6 protein-coding genes are annotated in these 5,076 nt (G+C 76.2%); 5 read left to right on the forward strand and 1 reads right to left on the reverse strand.

The genetic code is table 11. From position 1 onward, the window contains the following. The 3 genes from ABZ885_RS35085 to ABZ885_RS35095 all read left to right on the forward strand — a co-directional run. A partial coding sequence (locus tag ABZ885_RS35085; protein WP_360198002.1) for a winged helix-turn-helix domain-containing protein occupies window positions 1-200 on the forward strand: 200 nt, incomplete at its 5' end. Then, window positions 200-985: a sirohydrochlorin chelatase gene (locus ABZ885_RS35090; RefSeq protein WP_360198005.1), complete on the forward strand. Its 786-nt coding sequence runs from the start codon at window positions 200-202 to the stop codon at window positions 983-985. The genes ABZ885_RS35085 and ABZ885_RS35090, both read left to right, overlap by 1 nt. 60 nt (window positions 986-1,045) lie before the next feature. Continuing rightward, window positions 1,046-1,372, forward strand: a complete 327-nt coding sequence (locus tag ABZ885_RS35095) for a hypothetical protein (RefSeq protein ID WP_360198008.1) — start codon at window positions 1,046-1,048, stop codon at window positions 1,370-1,372. Window positions 1,373-1,403: 31 nt separating this feature from the next. On the opposite strand, the gene ABZ885_RS35100 is transcribed toward ABZ885_RS35095, so the two are convergent. Beyond that, on the reverse strand, window positions 1,404-1,955 hold the full coding sequence (locus ABZ885_RS35100) for a hypothetical protein (protein WP_360198011.1): 552 nt from the start codon (window positions 1,953-1,955) through the stop codon (window positions 1,404-1,406). Window positions 1,956-2,217: 262 nt separating this feature from the next. Here ABZ885_RS35100 and ABZ885_RS35105 point away from each other — a divergent pair, with 262 nt between their 5' ends. Together ABZ885_RS35105 and ABZ885_RS35110 are read left to right on the forward strand one after the other, a co-directional pair. Then, the gene (locus ABZ885_RS35105; RefSeq protein ID WP_360198013.1) at window positions 2,218-3,765 is read left to right on the forward strand and encodes a carboxyl transferase domain-containing protein; all 1,548 of its coding nucleotides are present in this window, start codon (window positions 2,218-2,220) and stop codon (window positions 3,763-3,765) included. A gap of 668 nt (window positions 3,766-4,433) precedes the next feature. Next, the gene (locus ABZ885_RS35110; RefSeq protein ID WP_360198016.1) at window positions 4,434-4,808 is read left to right on the forward strand and encodes a transglycosylase SLT domain-containing protein; all 375 of its coding nucleotides are present in this window, start codon (window positions 4,434-4,436) and stop codon (window positions 4,806-4,808) included. Window positions 4,809-5,076 lie beyond the last annotated feature (268 nt).

Here is a 5,076-nt window from a genome sequence, read left to right on the forward strand (position 1 = left end):
GTTCCAGCGCCGCATCGTCGCCGGCCTCACCGCCGGCGCAGTCAAGGGATGAGTGCGCCCCACCGGGCGGACCAGCCGACGCGACGGCGGACGAGCACGCCGTCGAGGCGGCCGTGGGCCGCCTGCGGGCGGCGCTCGGGCCGCACGGCACGCTGATCCGCACCGTACCCAAGCGCGGCTACCGGCTGGCGGCCGGCTGATGGGCGGGCTCGCGGGCGGGCTGGTGGGCGGGCTGGTGGAGGCGTCGGCGCGCGGCCGGGCGGGTGCCGCCGGCCGTCCGGTGCTGCTCGCCGTCGCGCACGGCAGCCGGAACCCGGCCGGCGTCGCCGCGACCCGGGCGCTGCTGGACCGGGTCCGCCGGCAGCGCCCCGAACTCGACGTCCGCTGCTGCTTCCTGGACCTCGCCGCGCCGTCCCTGCCCGAGGCGCTCGGCGGCCTGTCCGACGGCGAGCCGGCCGTCCTCGTCCCGCTGCTGCTCGGCACCGGCTACCACCTGCGCGTGGACATCCCCGGTGCACTGGCCGCCGCCCGGCTGCCGCACGTCCGGCTCGCCCCCGCGCTGGGACCCGACCCGCTGCTGGCCGCCGTCCTCGCCGACCGGCTCGCCGCGGCCGGACGCCCGCCCGGCGCCGGTCCGGTGGTGCTCGCCGCGGCCGGCTCCTCCGACCCGGCGGCCGCCGCCGACACCCGCCGCACGGCCCGGCTGCTCGCCGAGCGCCTGGCCGACGGCCGCCCCGTCGTCCCCGCCTACCTCTCGGCGGCCCGGCCGACCCCGGCCGAGGCGGTCGAGGCGCTGCACGCCGTCGGCCACCGCCGGGTCGCCGTCGCCACCTACCTCCTCGGCCCCGGCTTCTTCGCCGACCGGGCCGCCGGCACGCCCGCCCGCTGGACGAGCGCCCCGCTGGGCACCCACGACGCCCTAGCCCGCCTGGTCGCCGCCCGCTACGACCGCGCCGCCCTCCCGGCCCTGGCCGCCGCCGGCTGACCGCCGTCCGAGCACCGAAACCCTTTGGTCACCGGGAAGTCCGGCTGATAGCGTCCGGCCGTGTCCCTCACCGACCTCCCCCTCGGCTTCCGCGACGAGGAGCAGCGCCGGCGCGTGCAGCACGCGCTGCACGACCGCCTCGCGGACGACCGGGACCAGCAGGAGTGCCGGTACCTCATGCGGCTGTTCTGGCAGCTGTCCATGCCGTACGAAGAAGTCACGGTCGAGGAGCTCCGCCACCACGTCGGCCGGGACAAGCTTCTCGTGGTCGAGGCGATGATCCGGGCCATCCGCACCTCCCCGGAACGGATCGACGCCTGGGTGGCCGCCGTCGAAGTGGGCTTCGACGCCGTCGAGGACCGCGGCTCCGCCCGGGGCGCGGGCTGACCACAGCGCCCGGCCGTCCGGCCCGGCCCGCTCAGCCGCCCGCGCCCCTGCGGCACCGGCGCCGGTAGTAGGCGTACGTCAGGGCCACCACCAGCGGCGCCCACAGCAGGAAGAGACCGCTGACCGTCAGGGCGAGCGCCCGCCACCAGCCGTTGGTGTAGCCGACGTCGTGGAACCCCGCGATGCCGAAGGCGCAGAGCACCCAGTCGGCCAGGAGCAGCACGAGGCCGGCCCCGGCCAGCGCAGCGGGCACGAGCACCGCGCCCGGCCGGATGCGCCGGCCGCCGATCACCGGGACCCGGCCCGGCACGACCTCGCCCCACCACCGGACCAGCCCGAAGCAGAGCAGGGCGAAGGCCTCGGACAGCAGGCTGAGGGTCACGACGTACGGCACCGTCACCCAGAGCGGCTGGGACGTCCTGGGCAGCACCATCCCCATCTGGAAGCCGAAGCCGATGGGCAGTCGCCAGAGGCAGACCGGCAGGCCGAGCAGCGGGATGGCACGGGCGGCCCGCTCCGCCCAGCGCGGCACCGGCCGCTCCGTCGTGGGCTCCGGCACGGGACCGGTCGTGGTGATGGTCATGGACCCAGCCTCCGCGTCCGCCGGCCCGGTCCGGATCGTGCCCGGGCACGACCCGTTCCCCCGCGCGGGGGAGGCCGGGCCCGCCCGGAGGCGGACGGTCCGCGGACCGGACCTCCGCCCGCGAGGCTTCGGACCATCTCCACACCTCCGCCCCGCGAGGCTGTCGACCCGGTCACATCCGGCCGCCGGTCCGGGACGCGCCCGCCGTCGCCGCATAGAGTGGATCTTGTCTGTGCGGGCGACTCGGTTGACGGGGTGGACGTTGGGCACCGGAACTTCTCTGACGGCTCGTCAACTGATCGGCCTGCTGGTCGATCCCGGCACGTACCGGAGCTGGGACGAACCGCCCGGCGCGGAACCCGCCGAGGCCGGCTACCGGGCGGCACTGGACCGCGCCCGGGAGCGGACCGGGCTGGACGAGGCGGTGGTCACCGGCGTCGGACTGATCGACGGCCGGACGGTGGCCCTGGTGGCGTCCGAGTTCGGCTTCCTCGGCGGCTCGATCGGGGTGGCCACGGCCGAGCGGATCACCCGCTCCGTCGAGCGGGCCACCGACGAGCGACTGCCCCTGGTCGCCCTGCCGGTCTCGGGCGGCACCAGGATGCAGGAGGGTTCGGCGGCCTTCCTCTGCATGCTCCGGATCACCTCCGCCGTCCAGGCGCACCGGGCGGCCGGCCTGCCCTACCTCACCTACCTGCGCAACCCCACCATGGGCGGGGTGTTCGCCTCCTGGGGCACGCTCGGGCAGCTGGTGTTCGCCGAACCGGGTGCCAGGCTGGGCTTCCTCGGCCCCCGGGTGTACGAGGAACTGCGCGGCGTCGAGCTGCCCGCGGACGTCCAGCGCGCCGAGACCCTGGCCGGGAACGGCCTGGTGGACGCGGTGGTCGCACCCGCCGAACTGCGCGAGGTGCTGCGGCGCTCGCTCGCCGTCCTGACCGCGGCCCCGCGCGACACCAACGTGCCGACCGCCGGGCCGCTCGCCGCCGGGCCGCCGACCGCCGAGCCGCTGGACGGGGCGCCGCCGGCTGCGCCCCGCGTCCGCCCCGACGCCTGGGACGCCGTCCGCCGCACCCGCCGCCCCGACCGCCCGGGGACGCGCGAACTGCTCCGCCGCACCGCCGGGGAGCTGGTCCTGCTGGACGCGCCCGGCGGCCGGGACGGCGCGCTGGTGCGCGCGCTCGCGGTCCTGGACGGCCGGCCCGCCCTGGTGGTCGGGCAGCAGCGGCAGACGCCGGACCGGGAGCGCCCGTTCACCGCCGCCGACCTGCGCGCCGTCCGCCGCACCGCCCGGCTCGCCGAACAGCTCGGTCTGCCACTGGTCACGGTGGTCGACACGGCCGGCGCCGAACTGTCCGCGCAGGCCGAGCGGGAGGGCATCGCGATCGAGATCGCGCACTGCCTCACCACCCTGCTCGCGCTGCGCACGCCCGTCCTCGCGGTGCTGCTCGGCCAGGGCTCCGGCGGCGGCGCGCTGGCGCTGCTGCCCGCCGACCGGGTGCTCGCCGCCGAGAACGCCTGGCTGGCGCCGCTCCCGCCCGAGGGAGCCTCCGCCATCGTCCACCGGGACGGCGCCCACGCCCCCGAACTGGCCCGCACCCAGGGCATCGGCGCGTACGACCTGGCCGCCGTCGGCCTGGTGGACACGGTCGTGCCGGAACTGCCGGACGCCGCCGAGGAGCCGGCCGCCTTCTGCGACCGCCTCGGCCGGGCGGTCGGCGCCGCCCTCGGCACCCTCACCGCCACCGGCCGGACGGACCTCCTCGCCGCCCGCGTCGCCCGCCACCGCCGCCTGGGGGACGTACTGGGGTAGGGCGGCCCACGCCCGGACGGCGCCGGGCGGGCTGGCCGGGTGGGCCGGGCTATCGCGGCGGGCCCCGGAGTGCCTTCCTCCGTACCGACGTACTCAACACGTGCACCACCGGACCGGGCGCCGACTCGGCGACCAAGCCCTGTTCGAGCCGCATGGAGGAGTAGACGCTCCTCCCGTTTCGACCTGCGCCGTCTCATCGTCGCGTCGATGTGGCGCCGCTCTCAGATCGTCTGTACCCGTAGTGTCGGCGGCCGTCCGGTCGGTGACCGCCCCCGGCAGGCGGCCGGTGAGTGCGCTCACACACGATTCACCGCCACGACGACCGGTAGTAGTGGCCCGGCGAGCCCGAGCGACGGTGGCCGGGAGCACGTTTCCCGAGGCCGGAGGCCATGCCCGACGCCGCCGCGGCCCGCCCTTCGATTCCACGGCACGACCCGCCGCTACGACGGTGGGTCGTCAGCAGGGGGTCTTGGCGACGGCCGATCCGGTCTGGCAACAATGGCTCAGTCGTCAGCCGCCCCGGCTCCTGTCCCGCCGGGAAAGCGGCTAGTTGCCGAGTCACGCCCCGCGACCGTTTCGGCCCCTGTCCGGCCACCGGTCGAGGCGGGGCGTGACACCGGCCCAACCCGATTGAGGTCTAGTTCTTCATGCCCGCTTTCAAGCTCCGTATGCGCACTTCTGCTGCTCTTCTTGCCGGCGCCGCCGGTCTGACCGCTCTGGGCGCCGGTCTGATGCCCGCCACCGCCTCGGCCGCGACCGCCTCCCCGCAGGCCATCGCCGCCCAGATCGTGCCGGCCAACCAGCTCGCCTCGTTCAGCCAGATCATCGCCCACGAGTCCAGCTGGAACGTGCACGCGACCAACCCGAGCTCGGGCGCGTACGGTCTGGCCCAGGCGCTGCCGGGCTCCAAGATGGCTTCGGCCGGTGCCGACTGGAAGACCAACCCGGCCACCCAGATCAAGTGGGCGCTGGACTACATGAACACCCGCTACGGCAGCCCGAACGCCGCCTGGTCCTTCTGGCAGAACCACCACTGGTACTAAGCCGCCAACTGCTGCCGAACCGGCACCTGTTGCTGAGCCTCCGCCGGCACTGAGCCGACACCGGCGCTGAGCCGACACCGGTCCCCGGCTGCCGCCGACGCCCGCCCACCACTGCCGCTGGGCGGCGTCGGCACGGCTTCGTGAGCCACCGGCCCGTCGACCACTGTCCCCCCTCACCCCGGGGATCGGACAGGGAGAACCGGGGTGACCGAGAGGGCCCGGGCCGACCAGCTGGTCGAGCAGTCCTTCCCGGACCGCTCGCAGCGCG

The organism is Kitasatospora sp. NPDC047058 (genome assembly GCF_040643935.1).
GTDB lineage: Bacteria > Actinomycetota > Actinomycetes > Streptomycetales > Streptomycetaceae > Kitasatospora.